Source organism: Microcoleus sp. Pol1C5 (assembly GCF_036701115.1).
GTDB lineage: Bacteria > Cyanobacteriota > Cyanobacteriia > Cyanobacteriales > Microcoleaceae > Microcoleus.
In genome coordinates, this window is record NZ_JAUBQE010000001.1 from 190,819 (window position 1) to 216,834 (window position 26,016).

Sequence of the window (26,016 nt, forward strand, 5' to 3'; positions counted from 1 at the left end):
GGTATTTTTTAATTAAAAACCCGGTTTCTCAAAGAAACCGGGTTTTTAATCAACAGTATTTAGCCGTCTGTAGAGCGCATTAATGGCTCAATGCGAATTCGGGCAATTTCGGCTCAGATGAACCATCGGGCACTACCTTAACCTGACCGTTTTCATCCACATCAACGATCGCCTTTTGGCCATCTTTCAGCTTCCCAGACAGCATTTCCTCAGCCAGTACATCTTCCAACAACCGCATGATTGCGCGGCGTAAAGGTCGAGCACCGTAGCTGGGATTGTAGCCTTCTGTAACTAACAAGTCCTTGAACCGTTCCGTCACCGACAAAGTAATACCCTGTTCGGTTAAGCGGCTGAAGACTTGCTGCAACATAATGTCCGCAATCTGCTTGACTTCTTCCCTGTTCAACTGGCGGAAGACGATAATCTCATCCAAGCGGTTGATAAATTCGGGACGGAAAAACTGTTTCAGTTCTTCGTTTACCAAGCTGCGAACGCGATTGTACTGTCCGTCTGCGGCACTTTCAGCAAACTCGAAACCGAGACCGCCACCACCTTTTTCAATCACTCGCGAACCGATGTTGGAGGTCATGATCAGCAGTGTATTCTTAAAGTCTACTGTCCGACCTTTAGCATCCGTCAAGCGGCCGTCTTCCAAGATTTGCAGCATCATGTTGAAGACATCCGGGTGAGCTTTTTCGATTTCGTCGAACAAGATGACCGTGTAAGGACGGCGCCGGACTGCTTCTGTTAGTTGGCCGCCTTCATCGTAGCCGACGTAACCGGGAGGCGAACCGATGAGTTTAGAAACCGTGTGGCGTTCCATGAATTCGGACATATCTAACCGAATCATGGCTTCTTCGGAACCGAAGAAATAAGTTGCCAATGCTTTTGTAAGTTCCGTTTTGCCAACGCCTGTGGGGCCGGAAAAGATGAAACTGGCGATCGGGCGATTGGGATTTTTCAAGCCTACCCGCGCGCGACGGATAGCCCTAGAAACTGCGCTGACTGCTTCTTCTTGACCGATCAAGCGCTGGTGCAAAGTATCTTCCATGTGCAGCAGCAATTCCGATTCGGATTCTGTCAGCTTGCTGACCGGTACTCCCGTCCAATTAGCCACGATGTGGGCGATGTCTTCTTCGGTGACGACGGGAGAGGTTTTGAGCTGGCTTTTGTTGATCGTAGCTTCGGCGATTTCGGCTTCAATTTCTAATTCGCGATCGCGCAATTTTCCAGCTTTGTCGAAGTCTTGCTCGCGCACTGCTGCATCTTTTTCTTTTGTTACTGCAGGCAGTTGCTTTTTGAGTTCTTTAACTTCGGGCGGGGTTTGTGAATTCATCACGCGGACGCGGGAACCTGCTTCGTCAATTAAGTCGATCGCCTTGTCTGGCAAAAACCGATCGTTAATGTATCTGTCTGACAGTGTAGCCGCTGCTTCTAAAGCTGCGTCGGAAATTGTCAGTCTGTGATGCTGTTCGTAAGCCGATCGCAACCCGTACAATATTTCTATTGTTTCAGCCACGCTCGGTTCGCCGACTTTGATCGGTTGGAAGCGGCGTTCTAAGGCAGCGTCGCGCTCGATGTGCTTGCGATATTCGTCCAAGGTAGTGGCGCCGACACACTGCAATTCGCCTCTAGCAAGGGCGGGTTTGAGCATATTAGAGGCGTCCATGCTGCCTTGAATTGCGCCTGCACCGACTAAGGTGTGAATTTCATCAATTACCAGAATGATGTTGCCGGCAGCGCGAATTTCGGCCATGATTTTCGTCAGCCGTTCTTCAAATTCGCCTCGGAACTTTGTACCAGCAATCAGCGAACCCATATCGAGGCTGATTACTTGTTTGTCTTCTAAAATTTCCGGGACGTTTCTATTAACAATGCGCTGGGCTAGGCCTTCGGCGAGGGCTGTTTTGCCCACTCCCGGTTCGCCTACTAATACTGGATTGTTCTTCGTGCGGCGGCCGAGCACTTGGATCACGCGCTCGATTTCATTTTCGCGGCCCACTACGGGGTCGAGTTTACCTGCTGCGGCTAACTTGGTCAGGTTTGTGCCAAATTCTTCTAAAGTCGGGATTTTGCGATCGCCGCTATCTGCCCTACCTCCGGGTACCGCTGCGACTTCTCCCACGGCACGAATTACCTGCGTGCGGACTCTCTGGCGATCGATCCCCAAGTTTTGCAGCACCTTCGCCGCCACCCCTTCATCGTCCTGAATCAGCCCCAGCAGGATGTGTTCGGTGCCGATGTAATTGTGGCCTAACTGCCGCGCTTCGTTCAGCGCCGTCTCAAAAATGCGCTTGACGCGGGGCGTAAAAGGAATTTCCGGCGGGAGGAACCCGGAACCTCTACCAATGATATTTTCGATTTCATTGCGCGCCTCTTTCAAGTTGAGGCCCATATCCAGTAATACTTTTGCAGCGATGCCAGTGCCTTCGCCGACGAGTCCCAGAAGAATTTGCTCGGTGCCTACAAAATTGTGACCGAGGCGTCGCGCTTCCTCTTGGGCTAGCATGATTGCTTTAATGGCTTGTTCTGTAAAGCGTTCAAACATATTTTTTCTATCCTACTGTCTTGGCGAGGGCTGTATCGCTGCTGGTGAGGAGCGATTTGGAACACTACACAAATTATAGATGTAAATTTTTGTGTATTTCCTTCTCTAACAATGTATCTTGCTAAAGGGGTAGGGACAGTGGGGAGACCCGAATAGTAGGGGTGTGGTTGCCGTCCGCTGTCGATCGGATATTAATTGAGAATAATAGTAGCAAAATGGCTTGATTGCCTGAATACTATCATTTTATGTATAAATTATATTCTTGTCCGAGTAAATAAAGCTTGATTTTTCTTTGCCTAAGTACATAGTTGAATTAAGCATATAACAGTTGCCCTGTCAAGACTTTTGAAGGTTGAGAGTGGTCGTGCCGTCAGCCAACAGCCAACAGTCAACAGCGAACAGCGAGTAGAATCAGATATATTTTCAACTCTGAGGAGAACTCCATGCAATTTCTCTCGCAATACCAAATCCACTCCACTCTCCACGAAGGTATCGAAACGATTATTTATCGAGGAAAAATCCCCACCCACCAGGATACAACCGTACTCAAAATCCTCAAAGCTGAATATCCCACCCTCGATGCAATTACCCGGATCAAGCACGAGTATCGCATTCGCCAACATTTAGACCATCCCGGCCTAGTTAAAGTCATTAGCCTAGAAACCTTTGATAACCGTCTCGGCTTGCTTTTAGAAGACTTTAATGGCGAATCTATCGATCGCCTCATGTCCAGACAAAAGCTCGAAGTCATCACCTGTTTGAGGTTTGGCATCCAACTCATAAAAACCTTAGAATATCTACACCTTCAAAAAATTATTCACAAAGATATTAAGCCGAGCAATATCATCATCAACAGCCAAACAGGAATTATTAAACTGACAGATTTCGGGATTGCTTCACGATTGTCCAAAGAAAATCCCCAAATTAATAATATTAACTCGATAGTCGGTACTTTTGCTTATATGTCTCCCGAACAAACCGGGAGAATGAACCGCACCCTAGACTACCGCACCGACTTTTATTCTCTCGGTATCACTTTATATGAAATGCTGACAGGTCAATTGCCATTTATGAGCAACGATCCTTTAGAAATAGTTTACAGTCACATAGCTTCTCAAGCAATTTTACCGCATCAAATTAATTCAGACATTCCACCATCAATTTCACAAATTGTGATGAAATTGATGGAAAAAAATGCCGAAAATAGATATCAAACAGCAGGCGGATTATTAGCAGATTTAGAAATTTGTTTGCATCAGTTAGAAACTACAGGCAAGATAGTAGATTTTACCCCCGGAAACTTAGATATATTGAGTCAGTTGTTGATTCCTCAAAAATTGTACGGTCGGGAAACACAAGTCAGCGAACTATTGGCAGCATTTGAACGTGTAGCTAATCCTTGCGAGGGAAATTCTTCCCCTTCCCAAATTGAACTGATCCTAGTGTCGGGTTATGCAGGCATAGGCAAATCTGCCGTAGTTAGCGAAATTCAAAAACCCATCACCAGACAGCGAGGCTATTTTATTTCAGGCAAATTTGACCAATTCAAACGCAATATACCTTACGCATCTTTAATTCAAGCTTTTCAATCTTTGATCCAGCAGTTACTTGCCGAAAATAGCAAAAAATTACAAGATTGGCAACATCAACTTTTAGCCGCACTAGGCGATGCCGGACAAGTAATTATTGACGTGATTCCCGAACTAGAATTGGTAATTGGCAAACAGCCTGCCGTTGCGGAACTTGCCCCCACAGAAGCACAAAACCGCTTTAACAGGCTATTCAAAGAATTTATCCACGTATTCGCGCAAAAAGAGCATCCATTAGTTATATTTATCGATGACTTGCAGTGGTCAGATTCAGCGACATTGAAATTAATGGAATTACTAGCGACTGACCCAGATAGCAAATATTTACTATTTATTGGAGCCTATCGAAACCATGAAGTTAGCTCTACACATCCTTTAATGCAAACAGTAGAGTACCTTCAAAAAACGGGTATTATTATCAACAATTTAGTGCTGGGACCTCTTTCTTTAGCCCAGGTTACTGAGTTAATTTCGGAGACATTGAATGAATCAGACAGAATTCAACCTTTAGCGGAGTTAATTTGGAATAAGACTGGTGGGAATCCTTTTTTCTTGACGCAATTGCTCAACACTCTTTATCAAGAAAAACTTTTGAGATTTGACTTTTCCCGGCTGCAGTCTCCCGGAAGCAGAGGGGAGTGGCAGTGGAACATGGAGGAGATTCACGCTATTGGCATCACAGATAAGAGTGTAGTTGAACTGGTAGCCAGTCGGATTCAACAATTGCCAGAGACTACACAACAAATTTTGAAATTGGCGGCTTGTGTTGGCGACAAATTCACTTTAGATGTTCTATCTACTGTCAACGCAAAATCTCCATCCGTCACGGCGACTGAACTCTGGGATGCTTTGCAAGCAGGGTTAATACTTCCTTTGAATGAGAGTTACCTCATTCCTTTATTTTTAGATGGAGAAGGAGGAGCTAATTTAACTTTCGATTCTTCGGGAATCAGCTATAAATTTTTGCACGATCGCGTCCAGCAAGCTGCATATTCGCTGATTCCTGATGATGAAAAGAAAGCCACTCATCTTAGCATCGGTAAATTGCTGTTTGAAAATACGCCCGCCGATAAAGTAGAAGAGAAAATTTTTGATATTATCAACCAGTTGAATGTAGGAATGGATTGTCTGCTCCTGCAATCAGAAAAAGATGAATTAGCCCGATTAAATTTAATTGCTGGACATAAGGCAAAAGCAGCTAATGCTTACGAACCCGCGGTTAAGTATTTGAATGCGGGAATGTCGTTATTAGCACCTGATAGCTGGGATCGCAACTATAGCATGACGCTGCGCTTGTATGTAGAGACGCTGGAAGCGGAATATTTAAACACCAACTTTGAGCAAGCAGAAGTTTTGGCAGAAGTGGTTTTGCGATCGGCTAAAAACCAGCTTGACATAGTGAAAGTGTATCAGCTCAAGATCCTATTTTATCAGGCTCAAAGCCAGATGCTAAAAGCTGTTGAAACAGGTTTAGAAGTGCTGGAAATGCTGGGACTCAACCTATTAGACAACGAAACCATTGCAGTGCCAAAATTGCCGCGAATTGAGGAATTAGAAAACCTGCCAGTTATGACAGATCCATATCTACTGGCAGCTATGGAAATCCTGACAGCTCTCTATCCTCCTGCTTATATTGCCAAACCTGAAATTGTGTCCTCCCTCGTCTTGACTATGGTCAATCTTTGTATCGATCACGGTCATTCAGCATTAGCTACTTTTCCCTATACTCTTTATGGAATGATCCTGTGCGGCATCGAAGGCGACATCGAAGCTGGCTACTACGCTGGATTAATTGCTTTAAAGCTGCTAGAACAATTCAATGCTAGCCAACAGAAAGCTAAGGTTTATGTAATGTTTAATGCTCATATAAGAATCTGGAAAGAGTCTACTAAAAATACACTTCCTTCATTCCTAGAAGGGATAAAATTTGGTGTAGAAACTGGTGATTTAGAATGGGCGATATATAATTGCAAGCACTATATTACCAATTTATTTTTTGTGGGAGAACCGCTAGAATATGTCGAAGATAAACAAACCGTTTATATGGAGTTTTTGCAAAAAAATAAACACGAATTTGCCAGGGCTTATGCTCAGATTTGGCAAGTAACTGCTTCAAGCTTAAGAAGCAAAACAGTAGAGCAAGTACGGTTAGTTAGTGGCAGGTTGGATGAACCTGCTGTAATGTCGTGTTGGCAGAAAGAAAATAATCGAATGTCGCTGTTTGCAGCTTATGTTGCTAAATTGATGCTGCTTTATTTATTTAAAGATGATGCTGCGGCTGTTGCCAGCGGTAAATTAGCGGCAGAATATGCAGATGGCGCGATCGGCTTAATCACTGTTGGGGTACACAATTTCTACTATTCGCTGGCCCTCCTCGCTCACTATCCTGACAGTGACAATCAAGAAGCATACCTAGCTATTGTTAACTCTAATCAGCAAACTATGAAAAAGTGGGCCTACCATGCACCCATGAATTATCACCACAAGTACGAGTTAGTTGAAGCTGAGAAAGCTCGACTTTTCAGCGATAAACTTGCAGCCATGGATTATTATGACTTAGCTATTAAAGGAGCGGCTGCTAACGGTTACATCCAAGAAGAAGCATTAGCTTATGAATTAGCTGGAGAGTTTTATCAATCTTTGGATAAAGAGATAATTGCTCGATCTTATCTGACAAAAGCTTATTATGCCTACATCCGCTGGGGAGCTATAGCAAAAGTTAAATACTTAGAATCCCGTTATCCTTATTTAGCTGATCGCAATCAAGGAGCAATATCTAAGAATGTTGATCTCATGACTGCTACCACTACTGTTGACAATAGCTTGATGCTGGATTTACCAACTGTTGTCAAAGCATCTCAAGCTGTTTCGAGCGAAATTATCCTCAGCCGTTTGCTAGAGAAACTCGTACAGCTTGTAAAAGAAAACGCAGGCGCTCAAAAAGTATTATTTCTTGCCAATACAGGTAATCAATTATTCATAGAAGCTGGACTTACAGGTCAGTTTAATGATGTAACCCTTTTACAATCTCTCCCGATTGCCGAATCCGAGATGCTCCCCATTTCATTGATTAACTATGTAGAAAGAACCCAAAAATACTTGGTTTTAGATGATGCTACCCGATCCGATCAATTTCAATTTGACCCTTATATTGTGGCAAATCAACCCCTATCTATCCTGGTATTGCCAATTATCCATCAAGGCAACCTTACGGGAATTTTTTATTTAGAAAACAATTTAACAAAAGGTGCTTTTACTAGCGACAGGTTAGAAATTTTGGGAATCCTGTCTGCACAAGCAGCTATTTCTCTAGAAAATGCTCGTTTTTATACTATTCTGGAAACGCGAGTAGCCCAAAGAACTGAGAATTTGCATATTGCACTGGAAGAACTTCGCCACACTCAAGTGCAGCTAATTCAAAGTGAAAAAATGTCCAGTTTAGGTCAAGTAGTCGGGGGAATTGCTCACGAAATTAATAACCCGATTAACTTTATTTATGGAAATTTATATTACACCAACGAATACGCTGAAAACTTACTAAATCTACTACGTTTATACCAAAATAATTACCCAAATCCCGTGTCCGAAATAGTAAATGAAACAGAGCAAATAGATTTAGATTTTTTAATGAATGATTTCACTAAAATGATAGATTCAATGAGAGTGGGCGCTGCGAGAGTTCGCGATATTGTGCTGTCGCTGCGAAACTTTTCTCGGCTAGATGAATCAGATAGAAAATGGGTTAATATTCACGAAGGTATCGACAGCACGTTGATGATTTTGGATCACAAATTAATTGATATTCAAGTGATCAAGGAGTACGACAATTTGCCTTTAGTGAACTGCTATCCTGGAGAAATTAATCAGGTATTTATGAATGTTATGACCAATGCGATTGATGCTTTTTCTCACGAAAGAGGGAGTGAAGTTGACTCGAAACAGACTCCGACAATTCAGATTTGCACTGAAGTCGCGGAAGGAAATCAAGTAGCGATTCGCATTGTTGATAATGGTGTGGGGATGAGTTCGGAGGTACGCGGTAAAATATTCGATCCATTTTTTACTACTAAAGAGGTAGGTAAGGGGAGTGGTTTGGGATTGTCTATCAGTTATCAAATTGTTGTAGAACAACATGGAGGAAAGCTAATTTGCAAGTCGGAACATGGACAGGGCAGCGAGTTTACTATACTGCTGCCGTATTGATGAATTAAAGCCATCGTGAAAGCAACTGTTCAATTACTTCCACAAAGCCGATCGCAATTTGAATCAATGGCCAACCCACAAAACAAATTAACACCGCCCAGCGAGTTTGAATATCCAAACCTTGGCGAACCGCCACAATTACAGCTAGCAAACTCCACACAGCTAATATCCGCTCTATTCCTTCTCCCAGCAAGGGAATTAAGGTTAAAAAATTCAGAACTTGGGGGGCGTAGGCAAATCCGATTGGAACCAGCAACTCGCCATAAGTTACGTGACCCGGTTGCAGCCACTGCCCGATTTTAAAGATAGTGAAAGTCCAAAAATAATAACCCCCCGCGACTGCCAAACCCTCTATCAAAAGTCCTAGAAATAATACTGATAGCTCAGTTCGGTTGATTAACAAGATGACAGCACTGCCCAACACGCGGGACAGCGCAGCTAAAATTACAATTGTTAAAGCTATTCGCTTAGTTCTGCCAGTGTAGGGAGTTTTTTCGTAAAAATTGCCGTTCAAAGAAAGTGCGTTCCAAAGCGTTGCGCCCAAACCTGCAATTGAATCTTCTCCCTTCACGTTGAACTCCTGGTCCTCAAGATAGTTGACAACTTTTACAAAATAAGCTCTAATACAGCAGAATCACCGAACTATTTCTAGGTAATTAAGTAATTAATTGGCATTCTACCAGATTTTATTAAATGCTAAGATTGATTTTACGGATACTTGCATGGGTGCGCGGGGGAAGTTTAAATTTGTTGCTCATCGCAGGTGTAATCCTGATAATTTGGGGCATTCTTTCGCCGGTGGGAACTGTTATATGGTGGCTGAATCAAAGTGCCGAAACTTTGGGTCTCAAGAAAAATCCGCCGGAGATATTGCCCTCAAACAAGGGCAATCTAGAAGCGCGCAAGTCTTCCCCACTCAATTGTTATATCATCTTTTTACCGGGAGTTGGCGATTTTTCGGGGGACGAATTAACCCCTGGTGAAGAGTTTTTTCTCAAGGGTTTAGTTAAAAGTCACCCGCAGTGCGTAGCAGTGGGCGATGTTTTTCCTTATTCAGCGTCTAACAAAAGTTTAGGAGGAGAGCGGTGGCTAGCTCCTTTTTGGCGGTTTGCAGAACAGGCACAAAAAGGGCCGATTGCGGGGGATATATTCATCAAAATTCGCAATCTCTGGAGGTTTGCAATTTCTCTAGATTATCGCTACGGCTTTGCATACAATCAGGGACTGGCTAATGCAATTATCGATCGCATGAATGCTCAATCTCCCATTTCAGTTAATTCTCAACAACCTTTGAAAGTTATTTTAATTGGCACTAGCGGCGGTGCACAAGTTGCTTTGGGTGCTACTCGCTATCTTAAAGAATGGCTGAAGGCAGAAATTACAGTTGTTTCGGTTGGGGGCGTGTTTTCGGGAGAAAATGGTTTTGCAGAAGCCGATCGCATTTTCCACTTTCGCGGCACTCGCGATTCAATTGAGGATATTGGCGGCATAATTTTTCCGAGTCGCTGGTACTGGTACGCGACTTCTCCTTTCAATCAAGCTCGTTTGCAAGGCCGCTATGCAGAAGCTTTGAGTGGCCCTCACAAGCACGACGGCGATGAGGGATATTTTGGGGAAAATCTGGCGGCGGACGGTAAAAAGTATGTAGATATAACGCTGGACAAGATTAATCAATTGCCTGTTTGGTCTAAGGGCGCGTCCGATTGATCAGTTCTTGCATATTTGATCCCTGTAAAATTATAATTAAGTTAGGAGGAAAAATTTGAGTTTTAATTTATTCATAAATAGAGGAGTGCCGTTCATCATTAAAAACTAATTTTAGTATAGTCAATAATAATAAAACTCTTCTGGGCAGTTGCGCAGAGGAACGCCAGGAATATACAAGTTAAATACACAACCGCTTAGTCATTAGTCATTCGTTATTAATTGTGTCATTGTTGGTGGTGCGTCGCTTGAAGCTTGGCATTGTTGCCTTCCAGTCTCTACCGCAATTCCCGATGCCCAATGCCCAATTCCCAATTCCCAATTCCTAATTCCCAATTCCCAATTATCAATGTCTCGACCAACATTATATATTGCCATCACGAATCACGGATTCGGCCACGCTGTCCGAGTTGCGTCCGTAGCTGCAAAAATTCAAGAATTAAATCCAGATATCTTACTAATTATCACAACAACAGCACCTCGCTGGCTGCTAGAATGTTATATTGGTGGCGACTTTATCCACCGTCCCCGCGCTTTTGATGTGGGTGTCGTGCAAGCTGACAGTTTGAATATGGATAAAGACGCAACCCTGGAAAAATTACGGGAAATTCGGAAAAAGCAAAATTCCCTAATTGCGAGCGAAGTTAATTTTATCAATCAAAATCGGGTGGGTTTGGTGCTGGCAGACATTCCTCCTTTGGCAACGCGAATGGCGGCCTCGGCTGGGGTTCCTTGCTGGATGATGAGCAATTTTGGGTGGGATTTTATCTATCGCGATTGGGGCGGAGAATTTGTAGAAATGGCAGATTGGATTGGTGAATGTTTCGGAATGTGCGATCGGCTTTTTCGTCTTCCTTTACACGAACCGATGGCAGCTTTCCCAAATATTCAAGATGTTGGCTTGACTGGCGGTAATCCTCGCTACAGTAACGAGAAAATTCGGGAAGTATTCGGCATCGAAACACCCCTGGAAAAAACTGTATTGTTGACTTTCGGCGGACTGGGTTTAGAAGAAATTCCTTATCAAAATTTACAGCAATTTAGCGACTGGCAATTTATTACTTTTGATGCGGGAGCCCCCGATTTGCCGAATTTGATTTATGTCAAAAATCAGGAGTTTGCACAATCTTTCCCGATTTTACCTCGTCCGGTTGATATTATGCCTGTTTGCGGGCGCTTAGTTTCTAAACCGGGATACAGCACTTTTGCGGAAGCTTTGCGCTTGGAAATACCTGTTGTTTCTATAATGAGAGAAGGTTTTGCAGAAGCTGCGGTCTTGCTGGAAGGGATTCAAAATTATGCGGAACATCAAATCTTGACGGAGACGGAATTTTTTGAGGGTGAGTGGGAGTTTTTGCGACAACCCCTGCATCCGCCCCGTTTGTCGGGTAAATTGGATAAAAATGGTACGGAGGCGATCGCCCAAGCTGTTGTAGACTATTTTGCATAAGTGCGATTAGAAATCGATCTTACACAAACAAAGTCTACCTCCGCCGACAGAAGACTTTTGCATCAGTCTCATCCAAAATCTAAAATCTAAAATCGAATGAATCACTATCAACAGATACTCAAGATTCAAACTACAGGAAAATCTCTGTGCAAAATCACTCCTAAGATAGAAGATGTGGTGGCGAATTCAGGTATTAAAATTGGACTTTGTAGTTTATTTTTGCGCCATACTTCTGCTAGTTTGGTGATTCAAGAAAATGCTGACCCGGATGTACTTAAGGATTTGGCTAACTTTTTGGCTAAACTGGTACCGGAGGGCGATCGCTACATTCACGATGCGGAAGGCCCAGACGATATGCCGGCACACATTCGCACTGCGCTGACTCATACTTCCGAACAAATCCCGATCGATCGCGGCAGGTTGCTGTTAGGAACTTGGCAGGGAATTTACCTGTGGGAACACCGCCAGCGGGGTCACATTCGCGAATTAGTCGTTCACGTCAGCGGCACTTGATCGGAATTTGTACCTCGCTGATTTTAGTTGCTTCCGGCGTCATCGGGGAATTGTAAAAAAAGCGGCGCGGCGGCCCGACTATTTCGTATTCGGGATGTTCTTGAAGCCAATCTTTGAGTTTCTGGAGGTTGTTTTCGTAGCTTTCCCAAGTGTAGGCCCCGCGCACGCCGATGCTGACAACTGTCATCGGAGAAGTATCTGTGACTTCTACAGCGGAGTTAACGCTGGTGGGGGCGATATTTGGTTCGGGATAGAGGAACGAAACTTCTGCTTGGGGAACTGCATCGATTTGCCCGGAAGTTTCGGTGTAGCGCGCTTCTACTGGCGTTGTCATCGCAATTTGGTTGTTGCTGATGTGTTGAAATAAGGGATTGAAGGCGATGCCAGTTGCTTGTCGCAAATCGCCCGCGTGGGTGTAGGTGACAGCGCGGTAGTGAGGATATTGCTTAACTTCTATGACCCCAATCTGTGCGGGTTCAGGGAATCCAGTAGGTAATACCATTTGAGATTTAAAAGTTGAGATTTTACATTGAAGAATGGGGAAGACTGACTCCGCAAGGGTTTGGAACTTGCTTGCAGTTGCATTATTTTTGGCAACTGGTATAAATAGGCTGAGATTGTTTGCAGACAATCGTTCAGGTGGCACAATTAGTTTAGCAGTTATTTAAGGCGCTGCTAACTATCGATCGCCTAGAATTAGTTGAGAGATTATTAATTAACCTCGTAATAATACGGACGGCACTGACTAAACAGAGAAACATTAATCTAGTTGTGCTTGAAAAATTAGTGTTTTCAGGCGTTTGCTATTTGTATCGGAAAATATTCGGCTGTTGGGCCGATCGAGCTGTGCGTTCTCAGTTATTGCCACGCTGATCGCGTTCAGTAACGCCTATCAATTATGTCGCTTTCAGGGAATGACGTATGAAAAAGATTCTAGTGATTGAGGACGAGCAAGTAATTCGGGAGAATATTCTCAAACTCCTCAAAGCTGAAGGTTTCGACGTGACGGGTGCAGAAAATGGAGCAAAAGGTTTATATGCGGCGGTATCAAATCTTCCCGATGTGATTATTTGCGACGTGATGATGCCAGAACTTGACGGGTATGGGGTGCTGATGGCCTTGCGATCTAATCCTGTTACTGCTACAGTACCTTTTGTTTTTCTCACCGGTAAAGCCGATCGCTCTGAAATGCGGCAAGGTATGGAATTGGGAGCAGATGATTACCTGACTAAACCTTTTACTAAAGCTGAACTTGTGGGGGCGATATCGAGCCGCTTGAAAAAACAAGAAGCTTTCGCCGAACAGTACAATACTTTGCGATCGCCAAGCAGCGAATTGATCCAAGATGCCGCCGACAAGTTAGAGCAGATAAAAACAAGTTTGTGCGGTGCACTGGAACGAGAAGAATTCCAAGTTTACTATCAGCCGCAAATCAATGTCCACACTGGTAAAATTATGAGCGCAGAAGCTTTAGTGCGCTGGCTGCATCCAGAAAAAGGGCTGATTTCACCCGCAGAATTTATTCCCCATGCCGAAGCAACTGGCTTCATCGTACAATTAGGCGACTGGGTTTTGCAGACAGCTTGCAGGCAAATGCAAGTTTGGGAAAATGCTGGTTTTTCGGGGTTGCGGGTAGCGGTGAATCTGTCGCCGCGCCAATTTCACCAACCCGATCTCAGCAGCAGAGTTGCCCAAATTTTAGCAGAAACTGGTTTGGAACCGACAAGTTTGGAATTAGAGCTGACCGAAAGTTTGATGGTGGAGGATGCCGAAAGTGCGATCGCTACTTTGCAACAATTGAAAAATTTAGGAGTTTCTATATCTATTGATGATTTCGGAACAGGGTATTCTTCTTTAAGCTATCTGACGCAATACCCATTCGATACTTTAAAAATAGACCGCTGTTTTATCAGCAATATCACCGATGGTTCCACAAATGCAGCGATTGTGAAAGCTATTATTGAAATGGCGCACAGTCTCTGTCTTAAGGTAATTGCCGAAGGAGTTGAGACGGAAGCAGAAGAAGATTTTCTCTGGCGCTATAAGTGCGATATAATGCAAGGATATTTGTTTAGTCCTCCTTTGGCAGCAGCGGATTTTGAACAGTTGTTGGTGGCCGGAAAATAAAATATCTATTAAGTCAATGTTGGTCCTATAATTAAGTGCGATCGTCGGGGTGGGATATGATGGAAGAATCCAGAAGTAAGGTTGACTCACTCAAATCAAACAATAAAAAAAATAAGGAATTTTACATAGCTGTTCAACTAGCTCTACTGATAGTTTTCCTAGCTATTTTGTCCAATTTTTTTGTCATTGTCAACGCTGGAGAACGGGGCGTACTGATGCAGTTTGGTAAAGTGCAAGAACAGGTACTCGGAGAAGGACTTCACGTAATATTCCCCACAGTTTATAGTGTAAAAAAGTTGAGCGTTAGGGTGCAAAAACAGGAAAGTTCCGCTGAAGCTTCCTCAAAAGATTTGCAAGATGTTTTCACGGATGTAGCGCTGAACTGGCACATTATCCCAGAAGAAGCTAATGCTATATTTCAACAAATAGGTGACGAAAAAGAAGTGGTTGTTCGCATTATCGATCCGGCAGTTGAAGAAGTATTAAAAGCAGTCATGGCCAAATACACGGCTGAAGAAATTATTACTAAACGGGGAGAAGTTAAAGCCGCAGTTGATGATTATTTGACCTTGAGACTGGTTACATATCATATTGCCGTTGACGATATTTCTTTAGTACACGTTCATTTTTCTGAGCGGTTTAGCGAGGCGGTGGAGGCGAAACAAATTGCCGAACAGGAGGCAAAAAGAGGGGAGTTTTTAGCGCTAAAGGCAGTAAAAGAGGCCGAGGCTAAGGTGAATTTAGCCAAGGGAGAAGCCGAAGTGCAAAGGTTGCTGCGGGACAATTTGACTCCAGAACTTTTGGAAAGGCAGGCTATAGAAAAATGGAATGGGAAATTGCCGCTGATTGTTGGTGATGGGGGTAAAAATTTATTGGACTTGAGGAAATTGGTGGAGAGATAATTATAATCCTGGACGCACGGGTGGCCAGAAACCGGGTTTATTTACGAAAATACAGGGAGTTTAGCTTTTGATGTTGGTAAAAAAACCGCTTTCTTGAGTATTCGTGCCTAAGTCCTGAATAACCAATTACCAGTGCCTTAAGTTAATATCTGTTCAAAAGCTTTAGTAATTCTAGTTTGAAAACGCTGTCGGTGCTTCAGTTTTAAAACAGGTTTAATTATTTCAAAACATACATTAGAGCTTGGTTGGCTATCTATAATTTTAATCGCTCGCAGTGTAGATAGCTGCAATTCTTTTTTTACCATCAATTCAGGAATAGCCGCTGCACCTGTGCCACTTTCCACTACTGCTTTTACCATTTCGCTGCTATTCAAAACTAAAGTTACATTTAATTCATGGGGATTAATGCCCCAACTTTGTAAAGCTTGTTCCAACATTTGCTGAACTCCAGAACCAGCTTCTCGCATCACCCAATCCGTTTTCGCAATTTCCGTTAAACTCACCTCTGCCCGTTCAAACCAAGGGTGAGATTGGCCAACTACAATCAGCAAGCGTTCGCTGCCTACAACTTCTTCCTCCAGAGTGCTCTTAAGCGAAGCTTTAATGTCTCCCGTCACTAAACCTAAATCAAATGTTCCCGTCGCTGTCCCCGCACAAATTTCTTCGGCATTTGCCAGAGTACAATTCACGGAAATACCAGGATATTGCTGTTTAAACTTGCTAAGTTTATCAGGCAACCAATAATTGCCAATGGTCAGACTGCAACCCAAGTTTAATTCGCCTCGCTGCAAGTCGTTCAACTCCCGCAAACCTCTCTCAGTCAAAGCAACTTGGTCGAGAATTTTTTGAGTTTCAACTTGCAGCAACTTCCCAGCATCTGTGATTTCGATGCGGCGGCCGATGCGGTGAAATAGTTTTACTCCATATTCCGCCTCTAAACATTGGATAGCGGCGCTGACAGCAGGTTGGGTAATGTAAAGTTCCTCCGCCGCGCGGCTGAAGTGCAGGTGTTCCGCCACAGCTAGAAAAACTCGCAGTTGGTCAAGTGTCATTCCGGCCATGCTGAGTACCTTTTTACTAAATACAGTTATTTTTTGAGATTAAAATCTATTGCGGCGAAGCTTTGACGTGAACTTTTCGATCGACTCTATTGTAGAGGTTGGAATTGCCCAGAAAGCACGGTTGTCAGCCGCTCTTTTAATTTTCCTTTTAATGTCAAGGGTTTGAGCTGGTGGCGACAGATACGTCTGGTATTCCAACAGTTATTTTGTGGCGGCACAGCATCACTTGCATTTATTAATTCGATAAAAAACAACATTTGATTCTACCCCAGAAGGGGATTACAGTTATATTCAAGCTTCTAACGCAGGGCCCAATGCTGAAGCAGCACCCACAAGTTTAAGCCGATCGCCAAAAGTCGATCGACAAAAAGAGAGAAGATAAATGACCAAGAAAACGCCAAAAAATCAGAGTGCACACGGCTTAAAGCCGGACTGCCTCTCCTTCGGGGAGGTTTTAGCTCAATCCTTTGCCGTTATTGCACCTACAACTATACCCGCATCTAATATAGGGTTAATTGTCGCTCTTTCGGGTAACGGGGCTTGGCTGAGCTTTCTCATCGGCTTGATAGGCCTAGTATTTGTCAGCATCAATATCAACCAATTTGCGAGTCGATCGGCTTCTGCAGGTTCTCTTTATTCTTACATTGTTAAAGGACTTGGCCCAACTGCCGGCGTAATTTGCGGCTGGAGTTTGGTACTCGCTTATCTATTTACTGCGATGGCCGTTTTGTGTGGTTTTGCCAACTTTACGGGTACTTTCATCGGTCATTTAGGCATCCATCCGTCACCGATTACGCTGTTATCGATCGGGGCCGGGGTTGCTTGGTATGCAGGTTACAAAGATATCCAGCTTTCAGCTATGGCGATGCTGTGGCTAGAGGGGGCATCAGTGGCGGCGATCGCACTTTTAGGAATCATCATCTGGGCGCACAAAGGTTTTGCCCTGGATATGTCGCAACTGACTTTGGAAGGTGTAACTCCCGGCAGCATAGCGACGGGACTTGTATTAGTAATGTTTGGTTTCTCTGGTTTTGAAAGCGCGACATCTCTGGGCGACGAAGCGAAAAAACCCTTAAAAAATATCCCCAGGGCTGTTATGGGCAGTGCTGTCATGGCAGGCATATTCTTCATTTTGATGACCTATATTGAGGTTTTGGGTTTTAGCGGTACTGGAGTTTCTATTACTAATAGTGAAGAACCTCTAAGTTTTCTGGCGCAGCAAGTGGGCATGGGCTGGCTGGGAGAGTTAGTGGCTTTCGGCGCTTTATTTAGCTTTTTTGCTTGCGTGCTCGGCAGCATCAATCCAGCGGCAAGAGTGTTTTTTATGATGGCGCGCCACGGTTTGTTTCACTCTTCATTAGGTGTAGCGCATTCGTCTAATAAAACTCCCCACGTTGCAGTAACCATGTGTACATTTCTGACATTTTTGGTGCCGGCTGTGATGTCTATGTTTAACATCAAACTGTTCGATTGTATGGGTTATTTGGGGGCAATTTGCAGCTACGGATTTTTAACCGTTTACGTCTTAATTTCGATCGCAGCCCCGGTTTACCTGCACAAAATTGGTAAATTGCGCCTCCGGGATGTAGCGTTCTCGGCTGTGGCGATCGCATTTATGATGATTCCGATTGCGGGCAGCGTGGGCATTCCCGGCAGCACTATGTTCCCACCTCCGGAAGCTCCTTACGATGCGTTTCCTTACTTGTTCTTGATGTACTTGGTGCTTACTTGCGGATGGTTTTTCTGGCAGCGGCTGCGTTCTCCTGAACTGACGGGATCGATGCAGCAGGGTATTGACGCAATTCACGCCAAATTCGAGGAAGAAAATGCAATTTACGGCGGTGTTCGATTGAAAGCCGTCCCCTTTGACAGTGAGCGTTTTTGATTAGCATTTACCAGTTCGCTGTCAGGACGAAGAGCGTTGAGCAACTGGGTTTTTACTGAGATATTGCAGCATTGTCAATAAGCATTTCAAAGGCGTTGCTCTGATCGACAGCCCACAATAAAATTTAATTTTTGTGGAACGGGCATCTTGCCAGTTCCGAAGATACGAACCCAGCAAGTACAACGAAATAAAAAATCGGAGGAGACACAGAAATGAACGAATTACTAACAGCAATTTCTACGGGAATGACAGCTTTTACGGCTACGAATCTAGACGATATTCTGATTCTGCTGCTGTTTTTCTCGCAGGTAAATGCAGTATTTCGGCACAGGCATATCGTCTTCGGTCAGTTTCTGGGCTTTACTGCACTGGTTTTGGTTAGCCTTCCGGGGTTTTTTAGTCGCTTAATCTTTCCGCCAGATTGGATCGGAATGCTGGGTTTGCTGCCAATTGCGATCGGGCTTAGCCGCTTGCTGAATCCAGAAACTGACGATTCGGAAGCTGAGGCAGAATTAGAGCAATCTAAGAAATCTTTTTTTAGCAGTTTTCTGTCTCCTCAAACTTACAGCGTAGCAGCGGTGACGGTGGCAAATGGGGGCGACAATATCGGCATATATGTGCCGCTTTTTGCTAGCAATACTTTAGAAAGTTTGGCGGTGGTTCTCACTGTATTCTTCGGGATGGTGGGCGTTTGGTGCTACGCTGCTTATCGGTTAATTCAGATGCGGGCGATCGCGGATACTCTGACTCGCTACGGCAATCAGCTTGTGCCTTTTGTTTTGATCGGATTGGGAATAGCGATTCTGGTTAAAAGCGGCACTCTGGCAAGCCCAACTTTAAGTATAATATCTTTACTGGGTTGCGCTTTCTGTTTGATAACTATGAGCAAAAGTAACGCCAGGGAAACTGAAGTTTAGAAATATTGAAGGGATAGCACATGAATTGGATTGCAGCAGCGATTATTGCCGGGATTACATCTTTCGCCGCAACCAATATCGACGATATGGTGCTTTCCATGCTGTTCTTCGCCCAGGTAGATGATACTTTCCGCCCCCGGCATATCTTTGTGGGTAAGTACCTCGGATTTGCAGCACTCATCGCTGCTAGTTTGCCCGGTTTTTTTGGCGGTTTAATTGTGCCGAAAGCTTGGATTGGCTTGCTGGGTTTGGTTCCGATCGCGATCGGCATCAGTCACTTAGTCAAGAGAGATAATGAGGAAAATGACGTACAAGCCGTATCGGGCGAATTTAACCGGAAATCTAATTCACTTGTGTCAAAAATAGCAAATCTTTTCAACCCCCAAACTTTGAATGTGGCTGCTGTTACTATAGCCAACGGGGGTGACAACATCGGTATTTATTTGCCGCTGTTTGCTAGCAGCGATTTGCCGAGCTTGGTGGTGATTTTGGCGGTTTTCTCGGTGATGGTAGGTGTTTGGTCTTATGCCGCTTACCGATTAACTCGCCAAAGGGCGATCGCCCGTATTTTGACTCGCTATACCAAGGTTGTTGTTCCTTTTGTTTTGATTGGTTTGGGAATATTTATTCTGATTGAAAGCGGTACTTATCGGCTGATTCCGCCCTTTTAACTTAACTAATAATTACCCAATGTTCTGCTACTTCCATCCCTCTTTAGGTAGATAATTATCCATAATTCATAACTCCTAACTCATCATTTTTACCTTAACAATTGTTTGCTTAAAAATTGCGCTAAATCGCTTGAAATATATCAAGAAATATGCTAAGTTAATGATGAAGTGAGTAATCAAGCTAAAAGCAGCTTCAAAGTAATTTAGCCTCAAGTATTCACGAAAGTTGAAACCATCTTTTGAGCTAGACAATTGCCAGACTTAGGCAACAACATACCTGTGGTCTCAAGAAATCCTGTAGTGGTGAATCAAACCGAGCTAAAAACTTGAGGATGAATCCCTAAAAGAGCGCCCGAACACTTCGCCACTAACCTACGCAGCTCGGCTTTGACAATAGGTAGAACGCTAAAAAACCAGATTTTTCGATTCTGCAAAATTTGGTCGCTCGGGCAAACAAGTTAAAGAGAGCTGGTTTTTGCCTAAGTCTTAAAATAGCAAGCAAACAGAAAGTTGGAAAAAACCTGACAATCTAGAAAAGGAGAAAAATTGTGAAAATGTTCAAATTTGTTTTAGTGCTCTTGGTAATGGTCGCCAATTTAGTATTCGCTCCTCCCTCCTGGGCCGACGCTCCAAAAACGCCGAAATATGCGAGCAATCCCGATTACATAGAGGTGAGTGAAGCTCTGACTGAAGCTCTGAACACTCTCAAGGCTGCGAAAGACTCACCCGATACCGCCCAGAATTATACCCCTAAAGAACTCCACAAAAAAATCTCTCAATTGGAGTTTCAAAAATACACTTTAGAAACGGGAAAACCTTGGGGTCAGTGCCGCAACGAGACAGGGAAAACCCTGGCTGTCTACGGTCCGAAAGGCAAAAAAGCAGCGGACTCTTCTTACGATAATGCCCTGTATTTTCTAGCTGACGGCCAAACAACTGAACATAAATGGGATTGCGATGGGATTTTTCTACCCAGCGATGTCAATGCAACCGATTTAAGAACGACCGATCAACCTTCAGAAGAATTGACTGGCGGTCTAGCTGTTAAGATAGTTGACGGAACTCAATTTGTAGCGAGAGCTAATCCCGATACGGGGGCTGTAGAATTCAACGTTCCTACTGCTAAGGTTTTCCAGCCTGGGGATGCGAATTGGTTTGTTCCTGACGTGACTCAGGCCTACATAGATACGCAGCTTCCCAACGCCCCTACTGAGGAAAATGATTAGTTTTGGTGAAGTTGTAATGCGATCTGCTGTATAAAGCCCGTTGCAACGCAAGAACCCGCCGGGATCGCTCCCCGGCGGATAATCGTCCCAGCGAAAATATATCGGTTTACCTTCTTATTTCCCGTTAAAATTAAAAGGTCGATCTATGCTATTAAAGTGGAAATCCACGAAAGTAAATACAGAAAAGATTAAGCGACCAAATCCGTCGCGGGTGCGGGATCACTTGGCAAACGAGCGCACTTATTTAGCATGGATGCGGACAGCAATATCGCTGATGGGTTTTGGCGTAGTTATCGTGCGCCTTCGCGCCTTCCATCCCCCTCTGCTGCCAACTCCCGGCAATGGTTGGAAGTTGGGTTTGCTTTTTTCAATAGTGGGTTTGCTGACGGTGCTATTATCAACTAAGCACTACTTCGGCGTCCGCCACGATATAGATTACGATACTTATGAACCTACCGATCGCTGGGTAATTCTTTTCAGCCTCGCGATCGCCATCCTAGGGGCTGGGGTAATTTATTATATGTTCACCATTCCTTCTAGCTTAGAAGGTTTGATGGCACCAGAATAATGGCGCTGGTTTTATATTAATCTTAAAGAGTTCGATCGCGTGCAATTATCGTTCCAACCGATGCAAGTAGATGACGAGAAACTAAACAAGCAAAATCTGTCGCGGGCGATCGATCGATCTGCAAATGAGCGCACCTTCTTAGCATGGATGCGGGCTGCGGTCGCCCTCATGGGTTTTGGCGTCATCATCGTCCGACTTCGCGTCGGGCAAATGCCCGTACAGTACCGCCTGGGGATGGGGTGGAAGTTGGGTTTAATCTTCTCTCTAATAGGTTTGGCGACAGTCTTAATCTCAACTTTGCACTACTTCACCGTTCGCCGCCAAATTGACGAGCATACCTACGAACCCTCAGATTGGTTGATATTCCTCTTCAGTTCGGCTGTCGGCTTATTGGGGATTGGAGTAATTTATTTTATCTTTGCAGCCGCCGTGAGCCCAAGTAGTTTTGTAATACCCGATTGATTGTCAACAGGAGTTAACCATGAACAGCGATACAGTTGCCACGATCGCTTCCATTCTCATCTTAGGTGCTGCTATCTGGGCCGCATTCGTAGTGCTGGAGACTGTAGCGAAAATAGTCCCTAAATTGCTCGGCGTGACAGTCGCGATCGGGCTGTTGCTCGTTTACCTGCAATTTTACTGGGGCATAGACATCGCATATCTTTGGCAAACTGTCAAGCATTTGCCTGAAACTTTCAATTTCTCGATCGCAGCCTAAACATACACCACCCAGCATTCTCAACAACCTCTCCCGGATAGATATTTTTGTACCGGAAAGCAAGTATATTTAGGCGATCCCCATAAAATACGGTAACTAGATCGACTTACTAGACATAGCTCTGCTGCGATGCTAAACTACGGTAAGTCGATCGAGTAATGAGCTATTAACGTGGAAAACGCTAAAAAAGTCAGTGAAGAGTACCAACTTGCAGGACAACTCATCGAACAGTTGCCAGCTAAGGGCTTTAAGGAAGTCTGGTTTAAAAAGATTAGAGGTGGCTTGCTTCTGGCAATTGGATATTTGCTATCCCCGCTGTGTTGGTGGAACGACATATTTTTCAATCTGCCAATTGCCTACGCCTTTGGGTATATCTGTAGTTGGCTTTCCCCAGATTTACTGTTTCCTTGCACAATTGTCGGCTACTGGTTTTCCAATATTGCGGGAATTCTGTTGATGCAGCTAGGAACTTTAGATGTTTTTACAGACAAACCCAAGGAAAAAAACCTCAAAAAAGAGTTATTGACGGGTTTAGTTTCCTCAACCGCCTTCACTGTTGTCATTGTGGCATTGATTCATTTTAATCTTCTCGAAACTCCCGATTTCTTTTCCGGCAAAGAGTCGGTTAACCTCAGCTCTGCTTTACCTGTGACGCTCGTCACTTCCAGGTAGAAAGCGGAATATAAACCCATAAATAAATCGAGGGTTTTTAATCAGTTACACAGGTAGATATAATAAAATCAGGGAGCTTTTACACTACAATTTATGTAGTTTTGGTTATTAGCATTTACTTACTTTTACCAAGAATTTTGTAGCTGAACACGCGGTAAATTTCAAGCGTTGAAGACCAAAATTTCTGGCTAAAAATATTGAAATGCGAGTAATATTTTGCCTGTGTAGCTGTGTTGCAATAGCCGCGCCAGTTATCTATTTGTTGGTTGGCAGCGCTTAATTACACAGTTTTTGGGCATAACCGTGAACTACTTATTACTATCCTTTCTCAGCTTTTTCGTGGGCATTATCGTTGGTTTGACCGGAGTTGGCGGAGCCTCGCTCATCACCCCAATGTTAATTTTTGTTTTCCAAATTCCAGCATCAATTGCTATTAGTTCAGATGTCGTAGCGGCCACACTTATGAAAGTTGTTGGCGGCTTCAAACACTGGCAGCAAAAGACCCTGGACTTGCAAGTAGTTAAGTGGCTGGCTTTGGGCAGCGTGCCCGGTTCGCTGACTGGCGTGTGGATTTTACACTGCATCAAATCCAGCGGAAGTCAAGACTTAGACAGCATATTGCTGCGCGTTCTCGGAGTAGCGATCGCCCTAATTGTCGCTTTATCGCTGACCCAATTAGTTCTCAAAACATTTTTCCCTAAGTTTAAATTGCCTTCGCCCCCTAAATGGGACTTAAATACTAATTATGGCCGTATTTGTACTGTGAGTGCGGCAGCAATTTTAGGCTGCATAGTGGGAATCACTAGCGTGTCTTCCGGTTCGATGTTTGCACTGTTGCTGATTGCTTTTTTCCGCCTGGATACTTCTAAATTGGTGGGTACAGATATTTCGCAGGCGGCAATTTTGTTGATGTTTACATCTGTGGGACACCTCAGCCTCGGAACAGTAAACTGGAGTTTAGTTTTGCCAATTTGGTTGGGTTCGGTGCCGGGAGTTTTGGTAGGGGCTAAATTCTGCCAAATTATGCCTCAACGCCCGCTAAAGTTTGTTATTTACGGAATGTTGGCGATGGCTAGTTGGAAGTTGTATCAAGTCTGAAAGGTAGGGGGTAGTCACCCGCCCATTGGTGTCAACAATCCCCTAAAAACCTTTGTATATTTTGTTTATAGCCGAGTCTAGCTCCCCCTCGCATCCCCCTTAATAAGGGGGACTTTGAGAAGAATCTTGTCCCCCCCTTATTAAGGGGGGTGAGGGGGGATCTAGACTTCGATCCAACAAGAGAGACGGTCGGTTTGACGTTAAGTTGTCACCAATGCTCTACTACGTATTAATAATTGGTGACTAATGCTTCGAGTTCGCTGACTGTCGGCAATTCTAAGTCTTTGAACAAGACTGTACTGAGGTAGCGTTCGCCATAAGAAGGCTGCACAAAAACTATCAATTTTCCTGCATTTTCGGGACGCTTGCCGACTTGAATGGCGGCAAACAAAGCCGCACCTGCTGAGATTCCTGACAACAATCCTTCTTCTCTGGCTAGTCGGCGACTGTAGGCGATCGCATTTTCATCGCTAACTGCGATTGTTTCATCAATTAACTCTGGTTTCAACACTTCCGGGATGAATCCTGCACCAATTCCTTGAATTTTGTGAGCACCAGACTTGCCTCCAGAAAGCACGGGGCTGTTAGCGGGTTCAACTGCGATCGTCTTAAAACTCGGTTTCCGCTGTTTAATTACCTCAGCAACTCCAGTAATCGTACCGCCGGTGCCAACTCCAGCCACTAAAAAATCTACTTTACCTTCTGTATCTTCCCAAATTTCCTCAGCCGTTGTTTCCCGGTGAATTTTCGGATTAGCGGGGTTGCGAAACTGTTGCAGCATGAAAGCGTCGGGGGTTTCTTCTACAATTTCTTCCGCACGGGCGATCGCGCTTAACATCCCTTCATGTCCCGGAGTTAATTCCAACTGAGCTCCGTAAGCTTTCAGCATCGATCGGCGCTCTAAACTCATCGTATCTGGCATAGTTAAAATCAGACTGTAGCCTTTCGCTGCAGCGATCATTGCCAAAGCAATTCCAGTATTTCCTGAAGTCGGTTCAACTAAAATAGTTTTCCCCGGTTGAATTAACCCCGCATCTTCTGCCGCCTGAATCATGCTCGCCGCAATCCGATCTTTCACCGAAGCAGCCGGATTCATCCCTTCCAATTTGGCCACAATTTGAGCAACTACTCCTTCGGCTTGGGGAATTTTATTGAGCTGAACTAAAGGAGTTCTGCCAATTATTCCTGTAACATCCTTAGCAATTCTCATGGTTTAATTTGTCTCCCCTTAAATGTAGTACATGGGATGTACTTGTTTGCGAACATCCCGCTGTTCGCACAAATCTTGTAATGTGTATTTGCCCAAAACAGCCCAAGATGCCTGTTGAGCTTCCTGCCAGATTTCTAGCACCGCAGTTTTTTCTATTGTTACAGATTCCGAAACTTTTTGAGTCTGGCCGCTGCCGTCGCCTTCAAGTGTCGAAAACACCTCTAGCAAAGTAATCTGCCAAGGCTCTTTTGCCAGCAAATAACCGCCTTTAGCGCCCCGCAAACTCTGGACGATACTTGCACGCCGCAGCACGGCAAGAATTTGGTCTAGATAGCGTTCTGGTATCTCTTGAGAAGCAGTAAGTTCGTTCACTGTTAGGGGCGAATCCTTCGGGTGGTGGCTCGCCAGTTCCAAGAGCGCTAACAGGGCATATTCTACTCTAGAAGATAGTTCCACATTCCCCACTGGCGATCGAGTTTAAATTGTAGATTATATCATAGTACACAATTCCGGTAGGTGTACAGGTGTTAGTATCTTTTTATTACAAAAACGGTTGGAGAAATCCCGTGAGCAACGTAAATGTAGGTTTAAGCTGTCGGCACTGTCGGTATTACGAGCAGCACGGGCACAGGGGCGGAAACTGCCAGATGCTCGGCGTGGCGGTACAGGGTGGGTGGAAAGCTTGCCCCTTCTTGGTTCCGCCCTTTGCACCCTCTTGGGAAAACCCAGAAGCGGGTAGAGCCCGAAAGCCTCAAATGCTGCAGGGAGCGAGTATTTTACAGGCAATACCGCCCCCTTAAAGTAACTGCTAAGTAGGTAGGCGCATATATGCTCTGTCATAGTTAAGTTTATCCATACTGACCTACTTAGGGGCAGTCAACAGGTGCGAGATATCGCATCTGTTGGCAGTGAGAAGAAAGAAATCAACAGAAAGAAAAAAGCAAGGGCGACATC

Annotated in this window: 22 protein-coding genes; 16 read left to right on the forward strand and 6 right to left on the reverse strand. The window is 44.3% G+C overall.

The window, feature by feature from the left end; genetic code table 11:
• Positions 1 to 79: 79 nt before the first annotated feature.
• Complete coding sequence (locus QUA23_RS00725; protein WP_333072753.1) at positions 80 to 2,548, reverse strand: ATP-dependent Clp protease ATP-binding subunit; 2,469 nt, start codon at positions 2,546 to 2,548, stop codon at positions 80 to 82.
• Positions 2,549 to 2,991: 443 nt separating this feature from the next.
• Here QUA23_RS00725 and QUA23_RS00730 point away from each other — a divergent pair, with 443 nt between their 5' ends.
• Positions 2,992 to 8,340 carry an AAA family ATPase gene (locus tag QUA23_RS00730; RefSeq protein ID WP_333072754.1) on the forward strand — a complete coding sequence of 1,783 codons (5,349 nt, stop codon included), beginning with the start codon at positions 2,992 to 2,994 and terminating at the stop codon, positions 8,338 to 8,340.
• Positions 8,341 to 8,344: 4 nt separating this feature from the next.
• On the opposite strand, the gene QUA23_RS00735 is transcribed toward QUA23_RS00730, so the two are convergent.
• On the reverse strand, positions 8,345 to 8,911 hold the full coding sequence (locus QUA23_RS00735; RefSeq protein WP_333072755.1) for a hypothetical protein: 567 nt from the start codon (positions 8,909 to 8,911) through the stop codon (positions 8,345 to 8,347).
• Positions 8,912 to 9,033: 122 nt separating this feature from the next.
• Between QUA23_RS00735 and QUA23_RS00740 the strand changes: the two genes are divergently transcribed.
• From QUA23_RS00740 to QUA23_RS00750, 3 genes are all read left to right on the forward strand, one after another.
• Positions 9,034 to 10,047, forward strand: coding sequence for a hypothetical protein (locus tag QUA23_RS00740; protein ID WP_333072756.1), 1,014 nt, complete (start codon positions 9,034 to 9,036; stop codon positions 10,045 to 10,047).
• A gap of 346 nt (positions 10,048 to 10,393) precedes the next feature.
• Positions 10,394 to 11,494 carry a glycosyl transferase gene (locus QUA23_RS00745; protein ID WP_333072757.1) on the forward strand — a complete coding sequence of 367 codons (1,101 nt, stop codon included), beginning with the start codon at positions 10,394 to 10,396 and terminating at the stop codon, positions 11,492 to 11,494.
• Positions 11,495 to 11,590: 96 nt separating this feature from the next.
• Entirely contained in the window at positions 11,591 to 12,007 is a 417-nt protein-coding gene (locus QUA23_RS00750; protein ID WP_333072758.1) for a secondary thiamine-phosphate synthase enzyme YjbQ, read from the forward strand.
• Here QUA23_RS00750 and QUA23_RS00755 read toward each other — a convergent pair.
• Positions 11,994 to 12,509 carry a heme-binding protein gene (locus QUA23_RS00755; RefSeq protein WP_333072759.1) on the reverse strand — a complete coding sequence of 172 codons (516 nt, stop codon included), beginning with the start codon at positions 12,507 to 12,509 and terminating at the stop codon, positions 11,994 to 11,996. The two genes, QUA23_RS00750 and QUA23_RS00755, sit on opposite strands and share 14 nt — an antisense overlap.
• Before the next feature lie 419 nt (positions 12,510 to 12,928).
• Between QUA23_RS00755 and QUA23_RS00760 the strand changes: the two genes are divergently transcribed.
• Entirely contained in the window at positions 12,929 to 14,134 is a 1,206-nt protein-coding gene (locus QUA23_RS00760; protein WP_333072760.1) for an EAL domain-containing response regulator, read from the forward strand.
• Between the two features lie 56 nt (positions 14,135 to 14,190).
• The gene (locus QUA23_RS00765) at positions 14,191 to 15,036 is read left to right on the forward strand and encodes a prohibitin family protein (RefSeq protein ID WP_333072761.1); all 846 of its coding nucleotides are present in this window, start codon (positions 14,191 to 14,193) and stop codon (positions 15,034 to 15,036) included.
• Positions 15,037 to 15,173: 137 nt separating this feature from the next.
• On the opposite strand, the gene QUA23_RS00770 is transcribed toward QUA23_RS00765, so the two are convergent.
• Positions 15,174 to 16,088, reverse strand: a complete 915-nt coding sequence (locus QUA23_RS00770) for a LysR substrate-binding domain-containing protein (protein ID WP_333072762.1) — start codon at positions 16,086 to 16,088, stop codon at positions 15,174 to 15,176.
• A 391-nt stretch (positions 16,089 to 16,479) separates the two neighbouring features.
• On the opposite strand from QUA23_RS00770, the gene QUA23_RS00775 reads away from it, so the two are divergent.
• The 9 genes from QUA23_RS00775 (at position 16,480) to QUA23_RS00815 (ending at position 23,852) form a co-directional block, all read left to right on the forward strand.
• Entirely contained in the window at positions 16,480 to 17,982 is a 1,503-nt protein-coding gene (locus QUA23_RS00775; protein ID WP_333072763.1) for an APC family permease, read from the forward strand.
• Positions 17,983 to 18,194: 212 nt separating this feature from the next.
• A complete protein-coding gene (locus QUA23_RS00780) occupies positions 18,195 to 18,899 on the forward strand; it encodes a cadmium resistance transporter (protein ID WP_333072764.1) in 705 nt (234 codons plus the stop codon).
• A 20-nt stretch (positions 18,900 to 18,919) separates the two neighbouring features.
• Complete coding sequence (locus tag QUA23_RS00785; protein ID WP_333072765.1) at positions 18,920 to 19,570, forward strand: cadmium resistance transporter; 651 nt, start codon at positions 18,920 to 18,922, stop codon at positions 19,568 to 19,570.
• A gap of 554 nt (positions 19,571 to 20,124) precedes the next feature.
• A complete protein-coding gene (locus QUA23_RS00790; RefSeq protein WP_333072766.1) occupies positions 20,125 to 20,796 on the forward strand; it encodes a hypothetical protein in 672 nt (223 codons plus the stop codon).
• Between the two features lie 145 nt (positions 20,797 to 20,941).
• Positions 20,942 to 21,364 (forward strand): DUF202 domain-containing protein, encoded by a 423-nt coding sequence (locus QUA23_RS00795; protein ID WP_333072767.1) that lies wholly within the window; start codon positions 20,942 to 20,944, stop codon positions 21,362 to 21,364.
• A 39-nt stretch (positions 21,365 to 21,403) separates the two neighbouring features.
• Complete coding sequence (locus QUA23_RS00800; protein WP_333072768.1) at positions 21,404 to 21,826, forward strand: DUF202 domain-containing protein; 423 nt, start codon at positions 21,404 to 21,406, stop codon at positions 21,824 to 21,826.
• 19 nt (positions 21,827 to 21,845) lie between these two features.
• Complete coding sequence (locus QUA23_RS00805; protein WP_333072769.1) at positions 21,846 to 22,082, forward strand: hypothetical protein; 237 nt, start codon at positions 21,846 to 21,848, stop codon at positions 22,080 to 22,082.
• A 171-nt stretch (positions 22,083 to 22,253) separates the two neighbouring features.
• Positions 22,254 to 22,754, forward strand: coding sequence for a hypothetical protein (locus tag QUA23_RS00810; RefSeq protein ID WP_333072770.1), 501 nt, complete (start codon positions 22,254 to 22,256; stop codon positions 22,752 to 22,754).
• A 303-nt stretch (positions 22,755 to 23,057) separates the two neighbouring features.
• On the forward strand, positions 23,058 to 23,852 hold the full coding sequence (locus QUA23_RS00815; protein WP_333072771.1) for a sulfite exporter TauE/SafE family protein: 795 nt from the start codon (positions 23,058 to 23,060) through the stop codon (positions 23,850 to 23,852).
• A gap of 229 nt (positions 23,853 to 24,081) precedes the next feature.
• Here QUA23_RS00815 and cysK read toward each other — a convergent pair whose 3' ends face one another.
• Both cysK and QUA23_RS00825 read right to left on the reverse strand, forming a co-directional pair.
• A complete protein-coding gene (gene cysK / locus QUA23_RS00820; RefSeq protein ID WP_333072772.1) occupies positions 24,082 to 25,062 on the reverse strand; it encodes a cysteine synthase A in 981 nt (326 codons plus the stop codon).
• Positions 25,063 to 25,080: 18 nt separating this feature from the next.
• The gene (locus tag QUA23_RS00825; RefSeq protein WP_333072773.1) at positions 25,081 to 25,518 is read right to left on the reverse strand and encodes an Rrf2 family transcriptional regulator; all 438 of its coding nucleotides are present in this window, start codon (positions 25,516 to 25,518) and stop codon (positions 25,081 to 25,083) included.
• Between the two features lie 110 nt (positions 25,519 to 25,628).
• Here QUA23_RS00825 and QUA23_RS00830 point away from each other — a divergent pair, with 110 nt between their 5' ends.
• A complete protein-coding gene (locus tag QUA23_RS00830; RefSeq protein ID WP_333072774.1) occupies positions 25,629 to 25,862 on the forward strand; it encodes a hypothetical protein in 234 nt (77 codons plus the stop codon).
• Positions 25,863 to 26,016 lie beyond the last annotated feature (154 nt).

Bases quoted from the DNA above. Each gene is read 5' to 3' on its own strand.
- QUA23_RS00725 (WP_333072753.1), bottom strand. From the start codon at position 2,548: ATGTTTGAACGCTTTACAGAACAAGCCATTAAAGCAATCATGCTAGCC.
- QUA23_RS00730 (WP_333072754.1), top strand. From the start codon at position 2,992: ATGCAATTTCTCTCGCAATACCAAATCCACTCCACTCTCCACGAAGGT.
- QUA23_RS00740 (WP_333072756.1), top strand. From the start codon at position 9,034: ATGCTAAGATTGATTTTACGGATACTTGCATGGGTGCGCGGGGGAAGT.
- QUA23_RS00745 (WP_333072757.1), top strand. From the start codon at position 10,394: ATGTCTCGACCAACATTATATATTGCCATCACGAATCACGGATTCGGC.
- QUA23_RS00750 (WP_333072758.1), top strand. From the start codon at position 11,591: ATGAATCACTATCAACAGATACTCAAGATTCAAACTACAGGAAAATCT.
- QUA23_RS00755 (WP_333072759.1), bottom strand. From the start codon at position 12,509: ATGGTATTACCTACTGGATTCCCTGAACCCGCACAGATTGGGGTCATA.
- QUA23_RS00760 (WP_333072760.1), top strand. From the start codon at position 12,929: ATGAAAAAGATTCTAGTGATTGAGGACGAGCAAGTAATTCGGGAGAAT.
- QUA23_RS00765 (WP_333072761.1), top strand. From the start codon at position 14,191: ATGATGGAAGAATCCAGAAGTAAGGTTGACTCACTCAAATCAAACAAT.
- QUA23_RS00770 (WP_333072762.1), bottom strand. From the start codon at position 16,088: ATGACACTTGACCAACTGCGAGTTTTTCTAGCTGTGGCGGAACACCTG.
- QUA23_RS00775 (WP_333072763.1), top strand. From the start codon at position 16,480: ATGACCAAGAAAACGCCAAAAAATCAGAGTGCACACGGCTTAAAGCCG.
- QUA23_RS00780 (WP_333072764.1), top strand. From the start codon at position 18,195: ATGAACGAATTACTAACAGCAATTTCTACGGGAATGACAGCTTTTACG.
- QUA23_RS00785 (WP_333072765.1), top strand. From the start codon at position 18,920: ATGAATTGGATTGCAGCAGCGATTATTGCCGGGATTACATCTTTCGCC.
- QUA23_RS00790 (WP_333072766.1), top strand. From the start codon at position 20,125: ATGTTCAAATTTGTTTTAGTGCTCTTGGTAATGGTCGCCAATTTAGTA.
- QUA23_RS00795 (WP_333072767.1), top strand. From the start codon at position 20,942: ATGCTATTAAAGTGGAAATCCACGAAAGTAAATACAGAAAAGATTAAG.
- QUA23_RS00805 (WP_333072769.1), top strand. From the start codon at position 21,846: ATGAACAGCGATACAGTTGCCACGATCGCTTCCATTCTCATCTTAGGT.
- cysK (WP_333072772.1), bottom strand. From the start codon at position 25,062: ATGAGAATTGCTAAGGATGTTACAGGAATAATTGGCAGAACTCCTTTA.